This window comes from Mycobacterium sp., from assembly GCF_008709575.1.
Classification (GTDB): Bacteria; Actinomycetota; Actinomycetes; order Mycobacteriales; family Mycobacteriaceae; genus Mycobacterium.
The window spans coordinates 1-547 of record NZ_VYIK01000213.1; the positions used below are offsets into that span (position 1 = coordinate 1).

A 547-nucleotide genomic window follows, 5' to 3' on the forward strand; every position below is an offset into this window, starting at 1 on the left:
CCTGGCCGCCAAGGCACCCAAGGTGATACCCAAATCACCTGCGGCCGGGTGATCGGGGGCAACGACGCTGGCCGACAACACCACAGCACCGCAATGACGTCGAGTTAAGGAGTACAGGAAAAAAAATGACCACCCGTTTTATGACCGACCCGAACGCCATGCGCGACATGGCCGGCCGGTTCGACATGCACGCCCAAACCGTCGAGGACGAAGCCCGCAAGATGTGGGCCTCCTCGGTCAACATCGCCGGGGCCGGCTGGAGCGGCACCGCCCAGTCGACCTCCTACGACACGATGGGCCAGATGAACCAGGCGTTCCGCAATATCGTCAACATGCTGCACGGGGTGCGCGACGGGCTGATCCGCGACGCCAACAACTACGAAACCCAAGAACAAGCCTCTCAGCAGATCCTGAGCAGCTAGGAGAAAACCATGTCCATCAACTACCAATTCGGCGACGTCGACGCGCACGGCGCGACGATCCGCGCCCAGGCCGCCGCCCTGGAGGCCGAGCACCAGGCCATCATCCGCGACGTGCTGGCCGCCGG

1 protein-coding gene and 1 pseudogene are annotated in these 547 nt (G+C 63.6%); both read left to right on the top strand.

What is annotated here, in order from left to right; all coding sequences use genetic code 11:
* Positions 1-125 precede the first annotated feature (125 nt).
* Positions 126-422 (top strand): WXG100 family type VII secretion target, encoded by a 297-nt coding sequence (locus F6Q13_RS17970; RefSeq protein ID WP_293059439.1) that lies wholly within the window; start codon positions 126-128, stop codon positions 420-422.
* A 9-nt stretch (positions 423-431) separates the two neighbouring features.
* Positions 432-547 (top strand): annotated as a pseudogene (locus F6Q13_RS17975) (type VII secretion protein EsxI); the annotation flags it as partial.

Coding starts and splice junctions, on each gene's coding strand:
- F6Q13_RS17970 (WP_293059439.1), top strand. CDS start 126: ATGACCACCCGTTTTATGACCGACCCGAACGCCATGCGCGACATGGCC.